The 19,605-nt window shown below is 44.5% G+C and carries 15 protein-coding genes; 12 read left to right on the top strand and 3 right to left on the bottom strand.

Annotated features, from left to right (window positions below; all coding sequences use genetic code 11):
• Positions 1 to 2: 2 nt before the first annotated feature.
• The 5 genes from H509_RS26775 (at position 3) to H509_RS0112350 (ending at position 10,340) form a co-directional block, all read left to right on the top strand.
• Complete coding sequence (locus tag H509_RS26775) at positions 3 to 4,115, top strand: SDR family NAD(P)-dependent oxidoreductase (protein ID WP_051287019.1); 4,113 nt, start codon at positions 3 to 5, stop codon at positions 4,113 to 4,115.
• Positions 4,112 to 7,633 carry a beta-ketoacyl synthase N-terminal-like domain-containing protein gene (locus H509_RS25115; protein WP_051287021.1) on the top strand — a complete coding sequence of 1,174 codons (3,522 nt, stop codon included), beginning with the start codon at positions 4,112 to 4,114 and terminating at the stop codon, positions 7,631 to 7,633. Before H509_RS26775 ends, H509_RS25115 begins: the two co-directional genes overlap by 4 nt.
• A 41-nt stretch (positions 7,634 to 7,674) precedes the next feature.
• Entirely contained in the window at positions 7,675 to 7,944 is a 270-nt protein-coding gene (locus tag H509_RS0112340) for an acyl carrier protein (RefSeq protein ID WP_028545357.1), read from the top strand.
• Between the two features lie 71 nt (positions 7,945 to 8,015).
• Entirely contained in the window at positions 8,016 to 9,158 is a 1,143-nt protein-coding gene (locus H509_RS0112345) for a radical SAM/SPASM domain-containing protein (protein ID WP_028545358.1), read from the top strand.
• 75 nt (positions 9,159 to 9,233) lie between these two features.
• Positions 9,234 to 10,340 (top strand): hypothetical protein, encoded by a 1,107-nt coding sequence (locus H509_RS0112350; protein WP_028545359.1) that lies wholly within the window; start codon positions 9,234 to 9,236, stop codon positions 10,338 to 10,340.
• A gap of 75 nt (positions 10,341 to 10,415) precedes the next feature.
• Here the strand turns inward: H509_RS0112350 and H509_RS0112355 are convergent, their stop codons facing one another.
• Both H509_RS0112355 and H509_RS0112360 read right to left on the bottom strand, forming a co-directional pair.
• Positions 10,416 to 10,811: a hypothetical protein gene (locus tag H509_RS0112355; RefSeq protein WP_028545360.1), complete on the bottom strand. Its 396-nt coding sequence runs from the start codon at positions 10,809 to 10,811 to the stop codon at positions 10,416 to 10,418.
• Between the two features lie 140 nt (positions 10,812 to 10,951).
• The gene (locus H509_RS0112360; RefSeq protein WP_028545361.1) at positions 10,952 to 11,698 is read right to left on the bottom strand and encodes a YwaF family protein; all 747 of its coding nucleotides are present in this window, start codon (positions 11,696 to 11,698) and stop codon (positions 10,952 to 10,954) included.
• A 200-nt stretch (positions 11,699 to 11,898) separates the two neighbouring features.
• On the opposite strand from H509_RS0112360, the gene H509_RS0112365 reads away from it, so the two are divergent.
• From H509_RS0112365 to H509_RS0112395, 7 genes are all read left to right on the top strand, one after another.
• Complete coding sequence (locus H509_RS0112365; RefSeq protein ID WP_028545362.1) at positions 11,899 to 12,600, top strand: DsbA family oxidoreductase; 702 nt, start codon at positions 11,899 to 11,901, stop codon at positions 12,598 to 12,600.
• A gap of 129 nt (positions 12,601 to 12,729) precedes the next feature.
• Positions 12,730 to 13,344, top strand: a complete 615-nt coding sequence (locus tag H509_RS26780; RefSeq protein ID WP_051287023.1) for a hypothetical protein — start codon at positions 12,730 to 12,732, stop codon at positions 13,342 to 13,344.
• 287 nt (positions 13,345 to 13,631) lie between these two features.
• Positions 13,632 to 14,537 carry a poly(ethylene terephthalate) hydrolase family protein gene (locus tag H509_RS0112375; protein WP_028545363.1) on the top strand — a complete coding sequence of 302 codons (906 nt, stop codon included), beginning with the start codon at positions 13,632 to 13,634 and terminating at the stop codon, positions 14,535 to 14,537.
• Positions 14,538 to 14,687: 150 nt separating this feature from the next.
• Complete coding sequence (locus tag H509_RS0112380; protein WP_028545364.1) at positions 14,688 to 15,920, top strand: amidohydrolase; 1,233 nt, start codon at positions 14,688 to 14,690, stop codon at positions 15,918 to 15,920.
• 99 nt (positions 15,921 to 16,019) lie between these two features.
• Positions 16,020 to 16,379 (top strand): hypothetical protein, encoded by a 360-nt coding sequence (locus tag H509_RS0112385; protein WP_028545365.1) that lies wholly within the window; start codon positions 16,020 to 16,022, stop codon positions 16,377 to 16,379.
• A gap of 75 nt (positions 16,380 to 16,454) precedes the next feature.
• Positions 16,455 to 18,614, top strand: coding sequence for a protein translocase subunit SecDF (locus tag H509_RS0112390; protein WP_051287025.1), 2,160 nt, complete (start codon positions 16,455 to 16,457; stop codon positions 18,612 to 18,614).
• An 8-nt stretch (positions 18,615 to 18,622) separates the two neighbouring features.
• Positions 18,623 to 19,222, top strand: a complete 600-nt coding sequence (locus tag H509_RS0112395) for a DedA family protein (protein ID WP_028545367.1) — start codon at positions 18,623 to 18,625, stop codon at positions 19,220 to 19,222.
• A 53-nt stretch (positions 19,223 to 19,275) separates the two neighbouring features.
• On the opposite strand, the gene H509_RS0112400 is transcribed toward H509_RS0112395, so the two are convergent.
• Entirely contained in the window at positions 19,276 to 19,584 is a 309-nt protein-coding gene (locus H509_RS0112400) for a hypothetical protein (protein WP_028545368.1), read from the bottom strand.
• Positions 19,585 to 19,605: the final 21 nt, after the last annotated feature.

Consider the following 19,605-nt stretch of genomic DNA (forward strand, 5'->3'; position numbering starts at 1 on the left):
TGTTGGATTTTAGCTCCATTACATTAAAAAACTCGCTATTTGAGGAGTCAGCAGCAGCTCCCGACCCATTTCATGATGACGGAGATGAGGCCTACGATATTGCGATTATCGGGATCGGGTTAAAGTTGCCTCTTGCCGACACCGTGGAACAATATTGGCATAACCTTAGAGAAGGAAAAGATTGTGTCCGTGATCTTCCAGAAGCGCGCAGAAAAGATACGGATCGGTATTTTAATCATATCGGCAAAGATCCTAAAACCATTAACTATGGTGCGGCGGCATATGTGGAGGGTATTGATCAGTTTGATTTCGGCTATTTTAAGTTGTCTCCCAAAGAGGCAGCATTGATGGACCCGAATCAACGCCTGTTTCTACAGACGGCATGGCAAGCAATTGAAGATGCAGGGTACGGGGGAGCGATGCTAAAAGGCAGCAACACGGGTGTATATCTTGGATATGGTTCAGATGGGGACTACAAACAGATGATTAGCCAAGTGGAACCTGATGCCTATTCCATGTCTATGCCAGGCAACGTTAGGCCGATGATCGCGAGTCGTATAGCCTACTTGCTCGATCTGAAAGGTCCTAATATGACTGTAGATACAACCTGTTCCTCGTCATTGGTTGCCATTCATCTGGCGTGTCAGGCGCTTCGGAATGGGGAGTGTGATTTGGCGATTGCAGGCGGGATACAGCTTCATCTCATTCCAGTGCGTGATTTTGAGGTGGGGGTGGAATCATCCACATCGAGAACACAAGCATTGGATGATAGCGCCGATGGAACAGGGACGGGAGAAGGCTCGGTAGCGATTTTGTTGAAGCCGCTGCGTCAAGCGCGGGAAGATCGGGATGCGATATACGCGGTTATCAAGTCTAGCGCGGTCAATCAAGATGGCACTTCCGTAGGCATAACCGCACCGAATGCACAAGCCCAGGAGCAGGTGCTTGCCGAAGCGTGGTCTCGTGCCCATATACATCCCGAATCGATAGGATATATCGAGATTCACGGGACCGGTACTAAGCTAGGCGATCCGATTGAAATGGATGGCATCCGGCGAGCGTTCCAGCGTTATACGAACAAGGCGCAATTTTGTGCGGTAAGTGGTGTGAAAAGTAATATCGGACATCTGGACAGTGCGGCGGGTGTTGCCGGCCTGGTCAAAGCAGTATTATCGCTAAAGTACAAGGAGTTGTTCCCAACCCTTCACTTTAGTCGTCCCAATCGAAAGATCAGCTTCGAAGATTCACCTGTTTATGTAAATGACAAGCTGCGCGAGTGGATCAGTAATCCTGCTGAGAAACGGCGTTGTGGTGTGAGTTCATTTGGTATTAGTGGTACGAATTGCCATATTGTCTTGGAAGAGAGTCAGCCCGCCAATCGTTCCCAATCGACTGAGGTAAATTCGGCTCCGCTATTCCAGTCGGAAAAGAAGAATAACATCTTTGTGTTGTCTGCTTTAACAAGAGAAGCGCTACAGCAGTCTGTGGAGAAATTTATTTACTATTTAGACGTTGAAACGGATATAAGTTTAACCGATTTATGCTACACGTTGCAGACGGGTAGAGGTGAATATCAGCATCGGCTAGCCATCGTGACAGCAAATCATAAGCAGCTTAAATCCACCCTGCTTAGAATACAGCAAGAAGGACTCCAACAGGGGCACGTGGATTATTACTATTATGATGCGGGACCTGATTCCGATAGCGATCGCAAAGAGCTGTCATTAGCAGGTAACCGTGCATTGCTTAGTTACATGGAATCGGACCCGCAAGCGTGTTATCAAGTGGCGGAAAAATATACGCATGGTGCCGAAATTCAGTGGAATACGCTGTATCGCAGAGGAAGACCCCACAGGTTACACGCACCTGCCTATCCGTTTGAAGGCAAGCGCTGCTGGCTGAATTTGACTGAATATGATCCGCATACTACTACACTTTTGGATCATAATCGCTACTACCATACTATATGGCAAGCCCAGCCCTTATCTATGGATGATTCGGTTCAAATGGGACGAGTTACTACGCTAATATTCAAAAGCGAAGATAAAGCGGATGCTGGTGTTAAGGACAAGCTGCGCCAGTCAGGTACACCTGTTATTGAAGTTGATTATGCCGACTGTTACGAGCAAGTTAGTAGAGATGGCTTCCGGATACAAGACAATGAAGCTGACTATGACAAACTGTTGCAGCAGCTCAAGGATAGGAACGTCCGTCGTATCGTATTTATATGTGCGGCACAAGAAACGACGGTGCCTGCAACATTGACGGATTTGCAAAATCGTTTGGAAAAAAGCGTATATCGGCTCCACCGCATGATTAAAGCGATCGTCCGTCAAGAGCGTAATGATGCATTGGAGTTGACGATCATGACCCGCCGCGGCGCTTCCGTTGTTGATGGCCAGATGCTGACGGCGATTGCAGGTCTTCCTGATCCCGTACTGCCTGAGCATGCGTCCTTGTTCGGATTTAGCAAAGCGATTGGTTGGGAATATCCGTACATCCATATCAGATGTTTAGATATGGATTTGGAGACAGACATAGGCTGCTGTATACAGGAAATTCACAAACCCGCAGCAGAATATGTAACAGCCTATCGACGAGGCATTCGATATGTAGAACGTTTGGACAAGCTGGATTTGCCAGATGTGAACAAACCATTACATTCCAATCTGCCAGTCATCAAGCCTCATGGCGTGTATGTAATAACGGGGGGGCTTGGCGGCATCGGACTTCAAATGGCCCGATATTTGGCGTCGCAACAGCCTGTTCAAATCATTTTACTAAATAGATCTCCATTTCCAGAGCGCACGCAATGGAACACTTTGCTTCAACTGCAAGCCACCCACCACGAGCCACATCAAGAGCATTTAACCGAACCTAATGACCATTTTTTAATTAACTGTTCTGCTGATGCTTCACCTACAGATACACATAGCAGTGCTCATCAATCTGCACTTGAATCTGTACCGCAAATAGAAGGGGAAAGGTCACGTGACAACGTAAGCCGTACCCTTGCTGTCTTACAAGAAATAGAGCGATTAGGCTCTACCATATCATGTATACAAGCGGATATTACAAACGAAGCGCATATTCAGTCCATACTGGGCGATATTCGATCGCAGTATGGCTTTATTACAGGTGTTATTCATGCGGCAGGCATTGCCGAGGGAGACATAAGCGGTCGCTTGACACAGGATCATTTCGAAAAAGTGATGGCAGCAAAAGTACAGGGAACATGGGTGCTGAATCAAGTGCTGCGAGATGAAGACTTGGAATTTTTGGCGTTATTCTCCTCCGCTATTACGCTTGTCGGGGGCATGGGCTCTGGGCCGTACACAGCTGCCAATGCTTATCTGGATGCTGTTGCCGCATGCCGTTCATTGCTGCAAGGGAAACGGACGCTTGTGTTAAATTGGCCTGCATGGGACAACACAGGGTTATCTGAAAACGCAGACGTTGATGAAAGCAAAGAACTGTTTAACGTACTGCCTGTACAAAAAGGAGTCGAAGCGTTTGATGACGCCTTAAAGCATAATGTGACACAAATGTATGTCGGTCCATTAAATGTAGATTCCGCTCTATTTCAGCTAAGGGATAAGCTTCCATTCCGCATGACAGAACGTGTGCAAGCACAGCTGGAGCAGCGGGCTGGCGCGATAGCGGACAAGCAGCATGATAGAGGGGGAAGTACCTCTGCTGCACGCGCCAAACTAAGTTATATTGCCCTTAAAGGGAAGGCGAACAGCGATTATACAGACATCGAGCGCCGCATTGCGGAAGCTTGGCGGCACATTTTAGGGTATGAGGAGCTGGACATTCATGCTAACTTTTTTGAAATTGGCGGCGACTCCATATTGGTTACTAAAGTACACGCGTTAGTTGAAGCTCAATATCCGGGTGTGGTGTCCATATCCGATATGTTTTCCTACGCCACTATTGCCAAGCTGGCACAATATGTGAGCCAAGGCCTACAAGCTTCGGCGCCAGTTCCAATGGAAGAGGAAGATCCGTTTGAGGCTGAGGTGTATGCATGGTTTGATCATATCGAAGCAGGAACGTTGACAATTACGGAAGCTGTTGAGCGTTACCGTTTAATGGAGGTGGCTCGCATATGAAAGCTGCCCAAATCATATTTGAACAAGTGGCTGCCGGAAAAATGGATCGAGCGACAGGACTTCAAGTTCTGAAAGCACTCAAGCTGCAGCAACAATCATCAGGCGTAAAGGATATTGCCGTCATTGGAGTAGGGCTGGACATGCCTCATGCGAACACATTAGAGCAGTTTTGGGCTAATATTCGCGATGGTCAACAATTTGTCAGACCGTTGCCACTTGATCGGCAGCGGGATACACGACCGTTTATTACACAATTTACGAGCCTTAGGGAACATGAAATTACATTTAGTCAAGGCGGCTATTTGGATCAAATCGATCAGTTTGATTACGGATTTTTTAACTTGTCACCCAAGGAAGCGGCATTGATGGACCCAAATCAGCGACTGTTTCTGGAAACTGCCTGGAAAACGATCGAGGACGCAGGGTATGGCGGCAATCGGCTAAAAGGCAGTCGGACCGGGGTATACCTCGGTTATGCAGATTGGCCGGTATACGGTCAATATATTTCAAAGCGGCAGCCAACATTGGTAGATATGGCTAGTGTTGGTAATACGCCTTCTTTAATCGCAAGCCGAATTTCTTATTTGCTTGATTTTAAAGGACCAGCCTTTCTGGTAGATACGGCTTGTTCTTCTTCTCTGGTAGCTGTACATCTTGCATGTATGGCTTTGCGAAATGGGGATTGTGATCAAGCGCTTGCCGGAGGGGTGAAGGTATGTCTCCTGCCAGTGGACGATGTATTTGCGATTGGAATCGAATCGTCCAATGCTAGAACGAGCACTTTTGACGACAGTTCGGACGGTACTGTCTGGGGAGAAGGGACAGCAGCATTGCTGTTGAAGCCATTGGAGCGGGCTGTTGCGGATCGGGATCGTATTTATGCGGTCATTAAGGGCAGCGCAGTTAATCAGGATGGAGCATCAGCAGGTATTACGGCGCCAAATGCGCAGGCGCAGGAACAACTGCTGCTGCAAGCGTGGAAAGATGCGGATGTCCCGCCAGATTCGATTTCTTACATCGAAGCACATGGCACGGGCACGAAGCTTGGGGATCCGATCGAAATAGACGGTATAAAGCGTGCTTTTAGACAGCGCACAAGCAAGCAGCAATTTTGTGCGGTAGGCTCGGTCAAAACGAATGTAGGCCATCTGGACAGCGCTTCTGGAATAGTCGGGCTCGTGAAAGCAATTGCTGCGCTTCAATATAAGCAGCTGCCGCCGACACTGCATTTTACGAGACCTAATCGCAAAATTGCATTTGAAAGTTCGCCAGTTTATGTGAATGACCAACTACGGAACTGGGAAGGCAGAGGTACCCCGCTAAGATGCGGAGTAAGTTCCTTTGGCTTTAGCGGAACGAACTGCCATGTCGTGTTAGAGGAACCGCCTACTAAGCAGCCTTCATTTGCGGTGGAGCGAGTCGATACGCAACCTAAGCGAGAGCGGGCAGTGTTGTGCTTATCAGCAAAAAGCGAATCAGGAGTAAAGCAGCTAGTGAATGAGTATGCCACATTTTTGCGCCATTCAATAGCAGATTTACGATCAATTTGTTATACAGCCAATACGGGTAGAGGGCATTACGGACATCGATTAGCTTTAACCGCGTACGACAAGGAGGAACTTTGTCAGAAGCTGACTCAGCTTCAACAAACAGGCCTTACCTCGGTTCCAACGATGGACGGTGTGTATTATGGTGAGCACCGGCTTCGCAATGTACAGCGAGGAGAAATCCAAGTAGGGGCGTTAACAAGTGAACAACTAATAGCTAAAAACGAGCAGGGGCGGGAGCGGATTCAACAGATGATGGCCCGTACAACATCGTATGCAGACGGACTGGATGAGATATGCCGTCTTTATACGGAAGGTGCCGACATTGAGTGGCAGCTGCTTGATATGGATGAGGAGATAGGTACGGTCAGCGTACCAACCTATCCGTTTCAGCGCTCACGCTGTTGGTTGGAACTTGCAGATGAATATACATCCGAGCATTACCAGGCGCTACAAGGAGGTGATCAGAACTCGATTGAGATTGGTGAGTGTAATCCTGTTCGAACGGATGAAGCGGCAGTCGTGGATACGACTTCGTCATCCAATATAGTTGTGAAACTAACGGGCAGGGACAGTAGGCAATACAACGAGACAGAGCAAACAATTGCGAATGTATGGGGAATGCTGCTTGGGCTATCCGAAATTAACGTCTACGATTCGTTTTTTGAGCTAGGTGGAAACTCCATCCAAGCTATTCGAATGGAGGTTGAGTTGGAGCGGCAGCATGTCACAATCAGCTCCGATGATCTGTATCGATTCAGCTCGATCACAGAGCTCGCGGCTAACGTAATCGGTTCAAGTCGTGAGATAGCTTTAAATGAGAGACAAGAGCTGCCGATCGCTACACTAGCAGTCGCTCAGACAGAAGCTGCCGCGACTGCTGCAACGATGTCGCAAGCCGAAGCAACAGTTGTGAGATTAACCGAAGCTGAGTCAGACAGGACTGCGATACAGGTGATCATCCCTGCGATCGAGCCCTTTAACGACGTGTTCTACAAAAATTGCTTCTTTAATTCGGTATTTCCAGTCGTGCGGCATTTTGGTCAAGACCCACTGTGCATCATGCTGAATGATCTCATTCTGTATGAATATGATCAGAAGGATGAACGTGGGCAGCAAGCTGCAAGTTTGGACAGAGGGTATCGCATCCGCTACGACGAGCAATATCCGATGCAGCAAATGTTTCAACAATTAAATATGAAGGTCGATATACGAGCAGATTCAAGTAACATTGTGGCAGAGCTGATCGAGGCTATTTCGCACGGCAGCCCTGTAGTGGTTTGGGTAGATGCTTACTACGAATCGATTCGCAAAGATACTTTTGAAAAGGAACATCTGGACCATACGTTACTCGTATACGGTTATAACAAAGAGGAACAGATATTCCATGTAATAGAGCATGACCGACGAGAAAACTTGTCGTACAAATCATGCGTTTTACCTTTTGCAGACTTGGAGCAAGGACACGTTGGCTTTAGAGAACGATATTTGTATCGTGGACATGAAGCGACCCATTACATTTTTAGCGCTGCGCCTGCTCCCTTGACAATTCTGGAAAAAGTCTTCCGGCTCGATAACGCTTATGAAGCATTGCTGAATGGACGCACACATTTGTTGGAACAAAGTGTGCAGGCGTTAACCCGTTATATCGAATCTTTCCGACGCTGGACATCTGATGAGGAGCAACTCAAGCTCCATCTGGAGGATACGATTGCCTTTTGTAATGAGGTGATTAACGCCAAGCACGTAGAGAGCTATCGCATAAGGCAGCTATACGGGCTGGAGAGTGATACGTTACAGTCCATTAATCGCATCATTAAAAAATGGGATGAAGTACGTAAAGGTGTCGTTCGTTATTTGTACCTGCCTGTCTATAAGCCAGAAGTGTTCGAAGCCTGCTGCGTCAGGTTGCAAGAAGTTGTAGAAGAAGAGCAACGCTTGGCCCAGTTACTGCTTACACCTTGCAATTAAATATATAATCTATCATTCACACATTTTAGGAGGAATTTACAATGACAATCGAACTTCAAAACGACTTGCGGGCACGTGTAATTGAAATGCTGAAAGACAATGTAGATGATAGTGATGCGTTAGACCAGCTTGGCCCAGACGATGAATTGACCGTGCTAGGCATCAACTCGGTTACCTTTATTAAATTGGTCATTGCTGCGGAAATGGAGTTTGGTGTGACTTGGAAAGATGAAGATTTGGATTTCCGTAACTTTATGACGATTAACAGCATTATGAATTATATTATCGCTTCGGATGACGAGAACGAGTAAACCTGCATCAAATTGCCTGTTGACCCTGCAATACACCCCTATATATAGAAGATGAAGGCGAGGAAACTATAATGTTAACGGAAGCTATAGGTTTAAGAGATGAAGCACTTGAGGACTATGTTCGTAATTTAACACCAGAGATTAAACAATTAACACTTTTCCCCTCTGAGATGTGTAATTATCGTTGCAGCTTCTGCCATATTTGGGGAGAGACTGGCTGGGCATTAAAAGAGCCGCAGCGTGTCATTCGTGAACAGCTTGACATAAACGTGTTAAAAGGGTTCATCGATCAGGTTACGGCGGACAACAAGAAGCTAGGTGTCATTATTACGGGTGGCGAACCGATGTTGTACAAGCATTTAAACGAGCTAGTCGAACATTTACGCAGCAAAAAGGCCAACATTTATTTGTTAACGAATGGTTCATTAATGAAGAAGCAGATCCCGTTTATTATGAAAAACATTGTAGCTATGAATATTTCTCTGGACGGCCCTGAAGAGTTTCACGATTCCATTCGAGGCAAAGGCAGTTTCAACACGGTTTGTGAAAACGTAGAAATGTTAATTCAAGAGAAAAAGCGTCATAACAAAATGTTCCCGTTTATCAACATTACGATGGTGTTGTCCAAGTACAACTACAAGAGTACCAAAAACTTTATGCAAGCGCTCAGAGACCGCTTCAAGGACGCCAACATTGTCCTGCATGATACCAAAACACCTTGGACAAAGCGCCGCGACATGTCGGTGAACTTCGCTCCACTGTTGTTTACATCACAAGAACGTGGATTAAAGTATGCAGAGCAAATGAAAGAGCATTTGGATTGCAACGTATCTCCTGCTTGGCAGGGTTTTGTTGAAGAAGATATCGGCATCGATACCCAATTGTTAAAACGCGATATGGAAGAAATATGGCGCTCAGAGGGAGTCGATTCCTCGCAGTATATCGATATTCATGAATATTTTACTGACATTGATAACGTATTTGGCCATACGAAATGTGTTGCACCGTGGCACGAACTTGTAATTCGTCGTACTGGGGATGTTTATCCTTGTGTTGATTTCCCAGACTATAAATATGGAAATATTTATGAAAATACGTTCCAAGAAATGTGGGAAGGGGAACGTGCTGTAAAATTCCGTAATTATATGAGAAATGACAATTTATTAGTTTGTAATCGCTGTGTTCGTATGTTTGCAGATAAAGATTCTTTCTAATTCATTTCAGTTTTTAAATCTTTTCATTCATTTTAATGACCTGATATACAACTCAGATGAGAAATGAGGAATTCCATGCGGGAGAACATATTACCTTTTAGCCAGCCACAATTGTATGGTTTTCTGGGCCATGCCTATGTACTCGGTGCCCTGCAAGATGACGAGCGCTGTATGGATTGGTTTTATACTAACTATGTTCAGCTTCATATAACGCAGCAGTACATCGAGCTAGGTGAGTATCGATTGGATTTTTATCCGGACCTGTTAATCATTTTTGGTAACGTGCCTTGGCTGGATTATCATCGAACAGATAAAGAGATGCTGACTCGAATGAATATTAACATCCGTGATTTTATTATCGATCATATTAATCGGGGCTTTTACTTTTTCTCTTATATCGATGAATTTTATATTCCAAACACGTTATGTTATCAGTTCCGCCATATGACCCATGATCTGCTAGTGTCAGGGTACAACCTGGACAAGCAAACGTATACGGTTGCGGGCTTTAACAAGGATCGGGCCTTTAGCATCCGAGAAATCAGTTTTGAAGAGTTTGAGACTGCCTATAACAGTCCAACAACACACAACTATATTAGTATGTTCCGCAAAGCTGACAATTATGAACAAACCAAGTATGACTTGAAAAACGGATTGTTTGATTTTGACCTGGGCGTGATGATGGAATCATTAACAGAGTACCTCCACGGTATTAACTCATCCCGACGGATGGGATTATATCGAAACTTGGAGCCAGGCGTTTATGGGATGAAGGTGTATGAGGCGTTGCAGCATTATTTCAAATTGCTTGCAGAAGAGAAGATTGCTTTGGATGTTCGTCCTTTGCATTTACTTTGGGAGCACAAAAAATTTATGGTGCAGCGGATTCGTTATTTGCAGCAGCATGGGTATTTAAATGCCGACAGTTCGACACTTCAGGGATATGAAAAGATGGAGCGTATAGCACTAAAGCTTAGAAATTTGTTGTTAAAATATTTTTTTACAACGCTGCCAGCTTTGCTGGACAAAATAGATGTTGGTCTTGCGGAACTGCACACGACTGAAAAAATCGTGCTAAATCAGTTGCTCGACGAGCTCTGTGTCCATAACAGCATCGAGCGCACTGCTCTTGATAAAAGGGTCGTAACCGTATATACAAGTGAGCCTGCATCTATCTCATAAATAAGTAGAGCAGACCTTCCAATATGATGGAATGGTCTGCTCTTTTAATTGAAGCTTATTAATATTAAGTTCTAACTAGTAGGGCGCCACAATGCTGTGTGACCATTTATCTGTACCGCCGTCAGCATATACCCGGATCACATATTGGCCTGGATCGAGTTGGAAAAAGGTATCAACCACCGTTTTGACACGATAGGCATTAGGATGGGGTTTAGGGTCGGATAAATCAAAATTAATAAAAATATCATTTTCACCAGGCATTTCGCCCCAAGGGGTAATCTTAAACAATTTAACGACAAACTGACGCGTACCAGTTGTTTCAGAACCTTTGTATGCAACATCAATTTTGACATTCAGGTTGCTATACGTATTGTGTTGATAATATTGATAACTTTCATATGCAGATGCGTTTGAGGAGAATAAGAATGCTACCATAACATACAACAGAATAAAGCCGGACAATTTTTTCATCAATCATCATCACCTTTCCAGTTGTTTGTTTATTCGACTAGTACCTCTTAGCTGTGAAGAAGCTAAATTGTATGAGCTGAAACCACCTCCCTTGTGCATGTACTCATATTGTTCGAGTTATTCAATGTCACAGTAAGCCGTCATTCAGATAAGGGGAGCTTATTTTTGCGTGACGACGGGTCTTTTGCAACAAAAATAAAAGGTAAGTAAAGCAACGTAAACAACACAAATGAAACTACCTCCAATGATAGTAAATACCAAGGATATGGACCTAACCAATCAAGCATGGAGGCTGTTTCCGGTTTCTTCATCAGGAACATATAGTTCCCGCCAACGACATAGTTGATGGAGCCGACGATTACGAGCAATACATTTAAGAATCCCATCGCTAACCCGACGGACTGAAATGTTGGTCTGTATTGCTCCACCCATACCATGTAAAGTACAGCTAGCATAATGGCGAAGTGTGCAACAAAAAATTCAAGAAAACGATAATGGGGAAAATCAAAGGTAAGAGCGGGTGTAAGGATCGCTTGAAGCGCCCCGCCAAGTCCTGTGAAATAAACGATCTGAAAAAGCAGCCGCTGATTAAACAGCAGCATAATTACACATAAATACAATGAAATGCTGCATAACTCCAACGGAAGTGTGTCCTGAAGGCGGAATATGTCTTGTGTGATGTACCATATATTAAGTGTCACTTCACATAGGACCAACACGGCGGCCAAAATAAACCGTCCGTATTGACGATAGCGACTATTTCGAAGACGAAGCCGATTCGCATATAACAATAGGAGGCATAACCCAAATACAGCCAACGCACTCAAATGTGCAGTGGAATAAAATGTGAATACTTGGGTTTGATGGACATCGAAATATTGATTCATAGTGGAAGTTTCGTCCCCTTTTCCTAACGATGTTCTTTGTTGTTTATTTTACAATAAAAGGAACCTTTTGCATATATAATTTAAGTTAGGGAATCTTTATTTCAACAAAATAAAAGTAAGCTACTTGATTATTGTAACCACAACGGTTACAATAAAAATAATTAATCAAATCTTATGATAATTAAATGTGGAGGTCTATGATGAAAGTTGAAATTTGGTCTGACTATATGTGTCCATTTTGTTATATTGGTAAACGCCGTTTTGAGGAGGCATTGGATCAATTCCCACATAAGGATAAAGTAGAAGTGATTTATCGGAGCTTTGAGCTTGATCCTGAAGCTGCTCGTGATGTTGATTATGATGTTCATACGATGCTGTCCAAAAAGTACAATATGAGTGTGCAGGAAGCAAAAGCTATGAATGATAACATTACGGAGCAAGCAAAAAGTGTTGGGCTGACTTACCATTTTGATACGATGGTGTTGAGCAACTCCTTTGATGCTCATCGATTGACTCACTTTGCTGCTCAGCATGGCAAAATGCGTGAGATGAACGAAGCTTTGTTCCGTGCAGTATTTACGGACTCCAAGCACATCGGTAATCATGATGTACTGTCTGATTTAGCTGTCAGTGTTGGCCTTGAACGAGCGGCAGTTGCAGAGGTGCTGGGAGGCGATCAATTTGCTCAGGCTGCGCGCTTTGATGAGCAATTGGCAGGTCGTCTTGGCATTCGTGCCGTCCCGTTTTTTGTCTTAAATGAGAAGTATGGTATTTCTGGTGCTCAACCTACGGAAGCATTTGCAGAGCAATTGCTTAAAGCATGGAACGAATCCGCAGCGCAAGAGGGGCTTGCTGGATCTAATGCTGGGGATTCGTGCGCAGATGGCGCATGCTCGATTTAAGGCTTAGAACTTGATTAACGTCTTTGTTCACAAAATGAAATGAACCTGACATGTAACCTTTTTGGGCAAGCCTACGTCTATTTTACAGAAGTTTGTATGAGATGAAGGCTGCGCTGTCGAGGAGGAGTTATGTGTCTATTTCGAAACAGAATTTTGTGGACTCGTGTCATAGGATTAGTTTTGTTGTTCCATGTTTCTTTTCAAGCTCAGGTGGACGCTACGAGCTGGATTCGGATGGAGCCAGAAATGGTCGTTCAACGGGCTCAGCTTGTCGTTACAGGCGTTTATGCGTTTAGCGACTCTGCATCGGATCCATCCTCGATGTGGGAAGGTTATAATTTTACGGTTTCTCACGTTATAAAGGGGCATAGCCCCCAAATGATAACGGCAGGAATTGACCGGTATGACCAACAGGGTGCTGTTGAACATCAAAATGCGGGCGGGGAGTATTTACTGTTTCTGGAGCGTGACTTGGAGACGAATCTCATGACACCAGTAGGTGGACCAAATGGGATGGTGCGCTTGAAAGACACAAAAGTACAACAGCCAGAAGACCCCTATGCACAATTGTATTTTACACAATATTTGGCCACACATGGGATAGAGGCTAAGCAGCCTAAGCCTAATCGACAGTTTGATTCTATTTGTAGTCCGTTGTTATTGTTTGGGCTCGTTACTGTTGTTTTGGCAACGTTAGGCTGGATTATTAGGCAGAGTCGCTTAACGGGCAGCAAGAAGCTGTAGCATGGATGAAGGGCTATAAGCGTCGTAAGTGCGCTATTATGATGAAGGCGTGGGAAGTCCACTTTAACTAATAATTTGTAAGTCATGGAATGCTGTGGAATATGTACATAGTAGGGTGAGTGGTATAGCGGGATATTTCCGGCTGTGCTGCTCATCCTCTTTATGTTGTTGGCAGACGGTGAAATTCATGAAACATCACTACCTTTTTTTGCGTATATCCCATTAGTCTCATATTCTAACAAGGAAAACGATAGAGAAGTTTATAGACTATCGCAGAGGTCACGTGTATGTCCTTTTTGAAAAAACGAAAGTGGATATTGTGGGTGCTAGCTTTATTTTTTATCCTTGCAGTACCGCTAACTATTTTCATGCAAATGATGACTCATTCTAATGTGCCAGAACTTGCAGTGAGAAGCATTGAGCAGCGATTTGCACAGCGAGGAAGTAATGAGGTCAATATACAAGAAGTGAAAGGGATGGGCGGGGAGGCTGTTTATCGAATATATTATCCAGCATTTCAGGGCAACGAAGCTTATCCTATTATTTCTTGGGGAAATGGAACGGGTGCCACGCCAAATAATTATGATGAACTTTTGACTCACCTTGCCAGCTGGGGATTTATTGTCATTGATTCCTACAGCAAGACGACAGGAACAGGCAAAGAAATTGTGGCTGCAATTGATTATTTGAGAAATGAAAACCAATTAGCAAGCAGCTTATTTTATCAAAAAATAAAAACGGATCATGTTGGCGTAGCGGGGCATTCTCAAGGGTCTACAGGTGTCATTAATGCGCACACCAATTATCCTAATGGAGCGTTAATTAAAACGGTTGTATCTATTGCACTCCCGGATTTGAAGTATTGTGATCCAGAAGATAAGTACGATACAGCACAAATTTCGGTTCCTTTCCTTATTATGGGCGGTACACGAGATTTTTTAATCTCACCGCGATCCACGAATCAGTTAGCCGTGCAGCATACGAAAGCAAACACGCCTGTAATGATGGGGATGGCAAAAGGTGCCGCGCATACAGCAATTGAAGGTAATGGCAGCTATCATAGGGGCTATTTAACGGCTTGGATGCGATATTGGCTGCTTGATGACCAGCAAGCCATGAAAGCATTTCGTGGCAATTCTGCCGAGATGATGCACAATCCAAATTGGGTTGGCGTGATCCAAGCAGCACTTTAATTCGTATAAACTACCTCTCCACTATCATTTCTAAAATCACGGAGATTTCTGGTTAATCTACAGCTACGAAAGTTAAGTATATTATAATAGACTAGGACAGCTATCTATTAACGAAGTCGATGAACTTAGCTTGATATTGGAGGTATTCGCATGTGCATGTCCTATTGGATCAAAAACGTCAGATTGGATACAGGCTATTTATATGAAGATGAGCAAGTAGTGGAAACTTGTACAGCATTGTTTCACATACGGATAGAGGATGGACTTATTCAGGAAATCGTACCTGTATCCAGTATAATCGTTGACGAGCATTTGACCACATATGATGCAAATGGTTTGCTTCTGCTGCCCTCCTTCCATGATGCGCACATTCACTTAGACAAGACGTTTTATGGTGGGAATTGGCGCGCTGTTCGCCCAGCAGGTAGCCTATTTGAGCGTATCGAGCAGGAACGTAAACTGCTCCCAGAACTAATACCTGTAGCTCGGCAGCGTACAGGACATTTACTTGATCTTTTATTATCACATGGGTCGACTCATGTACGAGGGCATGTAAATATCGATCCAGTGAGCGGCTTGCGGATGCTGGAATCGACACTTGCGGCACTTGAGGATTACAAAGGACGAGTAACTACGCGTCTGGTCGCTTTTCCACAGCATGGATTGCTCCACTCGGACTCTGTCACACTTGTCAGAGCAGCCATGCAAAATGGTGCGCAATATGTAGGAGCTGTTGACCCGGCGACTGTAGATCGTGACATGGAGCGTTCCTTACAAACTATTATGGAAATTGCTGTTGAGACGGGGGCAGGCATTGATGTGCATATTCATGATCAGGGAACTGCGGGATTAGAAACACTTGTCCGCTTGGCCGACTTGACGGAGGAGGCCGGATGGCAGGGGAAAGTTACCGTTAGCCATGCGTTTGCATTTGCGACTAACGCTTTAGAGGAGGTTACAACGCTTGCCAAGCGATTCGCAGCGCTTGATATAGCTGTAACTTCAACGGTGCCAATAGGCAGGATGAATATGCCGATTCCGCTAATGACCAGCCTTGGCGTAAACGTTATGCTCGGGACCGACAGTGTTACAGATCATTGGTCACCCTTTGGCAATGGGGACAACTTGGAGAAGGTAGGACGCTTGGCCGAATTGTATGGCCATAGTTCTGAGTTCGCCTTATCCCAGTCCATCAAGTATATTACTAATGGAATAACCCCATTAGATGAACATGGAAACCGCGTGTGGCCATCTGTTGGTGATGAAGCCAGCCTTGTACTAGTAGAAGCGAGCTGCACAGCTGAAGCTGTAGCCAGAAGAGCGGTGAGAAAAGCGGTTATTCACAAGGGGGCAATGGTGTTTGGCACCATAGGTGAGAAGTAATGCGGGGCCCTTGAAACCCTTGATTGTTTAATCGCTTGTTTGCTTGTTGCTCTGTATGATAAGATTATGCTTTAAATTACGGTAGGGAGGTGCAGCAAGTTGACAAAGCAGACTCACAGACGAAATCATTTGTTCACACTTATACTAATGGTGCTTGTGCTGGTAGGTTCATTATGCTTACCGTTGCTTGCTGCACATAATGAACCTACTATTCACCAAACTATAGAATTTGGCAGCAGCTTGGAATCGGCCGATATATTACTTGTACGCAAATCGACGCAATCTGTTAAATATACATTGCTGCATTTGATTCTGATTGTAGTGATGTATCGTTTGTTTATTAGCTCCATTAGACGAATAAGCTTCCCTCATCATTCCACGTATATTGCTACCGCTATAAGACGTTTATTTCTAATGCCCATCAAACGGACTACGACAGCTATCATTAGCTCTCTTTAACAGCAGCAGGGCGGCCTGTTTATTTTGTGCTGCTCTTTTTCAGCTTACATTGCCGATTAAAGGGAGCGTTACATGATGAAAATGAAAAGACTTGGCGCATTTATATTAACGGTTGTGGTGACATTTACCATTATTGCAGTAACTTCACCACAGCTTATTCAGAACACCAAACTAGGACTTGATCTCAAAGGTGGCTTTGAGATTCTATATGAAGCACAGCCAGTAGAAGAAGGCGGAACGATTACGAAGGAAGCACTGCGTCAGACGGCACGGAGCTTAGAAAAACGCGCCGATGCTTACGGCGTGGCTGAACCGGAAGTGACACCAGAAGGTACGAACCGTATTCGTGCGCGAATTGCTGGCGTGGCCGACGAGACAACGGTTCGAGAAATGATGAAGAAGCCAGCTAACTTGACGTTTAGAGGTCCTGACGGCAAGGTCGAGCTGCACGGCAGTGATTTTGTGGAAGGTGCTGCCCAAGTTGGCTTTGATGATCTTCATCAGCCGCTAATTCAGATCAAAGTACGTGACAAAGAGAAGCTAAAGCAAGTTACAGAGAAACTGCTTCACCAGCCGCTTTCTATTTATTTGGATGAGGAAGAGCTGTCCGCACCTGTTGTCAGAACGGTGTTAAAAGATGGCAACGCATCGATCACAGGCAGCTACACACAAGCTGAGGCACGCGAATTGGCTGAGGTCATTAATATGGGGGCGCTGCCACTTAAGCTGACCGAAAAATATACACAATCTGTAGGCGCAACATTAGGGCAGCAATCATTGGATCAGACGGTTAAGGCGGGCACGCTGGCTTCGATATTTATTTTATTGTTTATGATTATTTTGTATCGTGTTCCTGGACTTGTGGCCAGCATCTCCTTAATTACGTATGCATGGGCGCTTCTGCTTGTGATGAATGCGATCCAGTCAACACTTACTTTGCCTGGGATTGCTGCATTTGTACTCGGCATTGGTATGGCAGTGGACGCCAACATTATTACGTATGAGCGGATCAAGGAGGAGATTCGCAGCGGAAAAAGTATGGTCTCCGCATTAAAGGAGGGATCAAAGCATTCCTTCCGGACGATTATGGACGCGAACATTACTACTATTTTAGCAGGGGCTGTACTTTATTATTTGGGAACAGGTGCGATCCAAGGTTTTGCGTTAACCCTTATTTTAAGCATAATTCTAAGTATTGTGACAAATGTTATTTTTGCTCGTTTTCTGCTGCAATTACTGCTCAAAAGTCAATTGATCACGAAGCCTGAATATCTGGGTGTGAAGCCATCCCAGATCATTCCTATTACTGAGCAAGCAAACACACGTCACCATAACAAAACAAAATGGACATTTGACTTTTTAAAATATCGCAAAGTAGCATTCAGCCTGTCCCTAGCAATGACAGTGGCAGGCATTATCTCGCTTATGACGTTAGGTTTTAATTTTGGAGTGGACTTTAAAGCAGGCACATCCATTGACATTTCAATTGGAAAATCAATAACAAAGACGGAAGCGGAGCAGATTGTTGAAGCAACCGGGCTGGTCCCGGGCACTATGACGATCGGAGGAACAGAACAGGATCGAATTACGATCCGTTTTGACAAGGTGCTGAACAATGACACGGGTGAGGCGGAATCCATTATACAAGCTTTCCGTATGATTTATGGGGATCAAGTATCTGGCGAAGAACATACAGTTGACCCGGGAATTGCGCAAGAGCTTGGTTTAAAAGCCATTTATGCAGTCTTAATTGCCAGCATCGGTATTATTATTTACGTCGCGGCGAGATTTGAATGGCGTTTTGCGCTTGCGTCGGTACTTGCATTGTTATTTAGCGCTTTTATGGTCATCAGTCTATTTTCTTTGTTACAGTTGGAAGTGAATCTGCCGTTTATTGCTGCAATTCTTACCATTATCGGATACTCGATTAATGATACGATCGTTATTTTTGATCGCATCCGTGAAAATTTAAGATTTGCTACCTTAAAAAACGTTCATGATTTGTCAGCGCTTGTTAACAACAGCATTAATCAGACATTAGTACGGTCACTCAATACGGGACTTACAGTCATGGTAGCCTCGTTAATTTTATATGTATTCGGAAGTGAATCAATTCAGTTATTTTCCCTTGCGATGACACTTGGACTTGTATTTGGTGTATGCTCTTCCTTATTTATCGCGGGGCAAGTATGGCTTGTATTAAAAAAATCAGCTCTTTCTGGCAAAGCTTCATGAGGTGAGGAATGGAATCGTTTATTATTGATATTTTACAGCATTTCAAGCAATTATCTTATGCGGGTATTATTATTGCACTCACATTTGAATTTATTCCTGCGGAGATCGTGCTGCCTTTAGTGGGGTACTGGGTGTTTCAAGGTGATATGAATTTGTGGCTAGCCATACTAGCTGGCTCCATAGGAGGCGTCACAGGACCGCTTACTTTATATGCGCTTGGCAAATATGGGGGAAGACCTATTATTTTGAAATATGGAAAGTATTTCTTGATTCGCGAGCGGGAAATAGTAGCCTCGGAACGGTTCTTTGCTAAGTATGGCGCGGGAGTTGCCTTTTTTGGGAGATTTATTCCAGGCGTACGGACGGCTATATCATTGCCATGCGGAATGGCAAATATGAGTCTTACTAAATTTGTGGCTTACACGTATGCTGCCATGCTGCCGATTACTAGTTTGTATGTGTATTTGGGGTACCGGCTCGGGCCGAGATGGAAAGACGTTGCGCCAATAGCCAAGGCCTATTTAATGCCTGTAGCAATTGTCATCGCTATCGTTCTAGGTGGTTACGTGATTTATCACGTTGTAAGACAAAAAGGAAAGCTCGTCTGAATAAATACAACCGACTGCCCTTAAATCGGGCAGTCGGTTGTATTTTGTTCCTCTTATTTTTTCGCAGGAGGTCGCTTTTGAATTTCTTCAGTAACGACGTAAGCCAAGTCTTCGTTCCCAAATAAGGAAAGTACACCAAGCAGCGTGTCATCCGGTATTTCACCAGCTTCATCAGCTGGAACGGTTAACTCCACAGCTTGCTGCAAGGCGTGATTAGCAGTTTGCTGCGGATATGCACGCTGGTACAGCTGTTCCGGGTCGAGCTTATGGTTGACGCACCATTGCGCAAATACAAGAATCATCATATTTTCATCCTGCTGATAGCTTTGAATCATTTGTTGTTCCATTTCTTTAGCGTTCATTGCTTAATCTCCTTAATCACG

Origin of the sequence: Paenibacillus taiwanensis DSM 18679 (assembly GCF_000425125.1) — a bacterium.
Classification (GTDB): Bacteria; Bacillota; Bacilli; order Paenibacillales; family Paenibacillaceae; genus Paenibacillus_B; species Paenibacillus_B taiwanensis.

Bases quoted from the DNA above. Each gene is read 5' to 3' on its own strand.
- H509_RS25115 (WP_051287021.1), top strand. From the start codon at position 4,112: ATGAAAGCTGCCCAAATCATATTTGAACAAGTGGCTGCCGGAAAAATG.
- H509_RS0112340 (WP_028545357.1), top strand. From the start codon at position 7,675: ATGACAATCGAACTTCAAAACGACTTGCGGGCACGTGTAATTGAAATG.
- H509_RS0112345 (WP_028545358.1), top strand. From the start codon at position 8,016: ATGTTAACGGAAGCTATAGGTTTAAGAGATGAAGCACTTGAGGACTAT.
- H509_RS0112350 (WP_028545359.1), top strand. From the start codon at position 9,234: ATGCGGGAGAACATATTACCTTTTAGCCAGCCACAATTGTATGGTTTT.
- H509_RS0112355 (WP_028545360.1), bottom strand. From the start codon at position 10,811: ATGAAAAAATTGTCCGGCTTTATTCTGTTGTATGTTATGGTAGCATTC.
- H509_RS0112360 (WP_028545361.1), bottom strand. From the start codon at position 11,698: ATGAATCAATATTTCGATGTCCATCAAACCCAAGTATTCACATTTTAT.
- H509_RS0112365 (WP_028545362.1), top strand. From the start codon at position 11,899: ATGAAAGTTGAAATTTGGTCTGACTATATGTGTCCATTTTGTTATATT.
- H509_RS26780 (WP_051287023.1), top strand. From the start codon at position 12,730: ATGTGTCTATTTCGAAACAGAATTTTGTGGACTCGTGTCATAGGATTA.
- H509_RS0112375 (WP_028545363.1), top strand. From the start codon at position 13,632: ATGTCCTTTTTGAAAAAACGAAAGTGGATATTGTGGGTGCTAGCTTTA.
- H509_RS0112380 (WP_028545364.1), top strand. From the start codon at position 14,688: ATGTGCATGTCCTATTGGATCAAAAACGTCAGATTGGATACAGGCTAT.
- H509_RS0112390 (WP_051287025.1), top strand. From the start codon at position 16,455: ATGAAAATGAAAAGACTTGGCGCATTTATATTAACGGTTGTGGTGACA.
- H509_RS0112395 (WP_028545367.1), top strand. From the start codon at position 18,623: ATGGAATCGTTTATTATTGATATTTTACAGCATTTCAAGCAATTATCT.
- H509_RS0112400 (WP_028545368.1), bottom strand. From the start codon at position 19,584: ATGAACGCTAAAGAAATGGAACAACAAATGATTCAAAGCTATCAGCAG.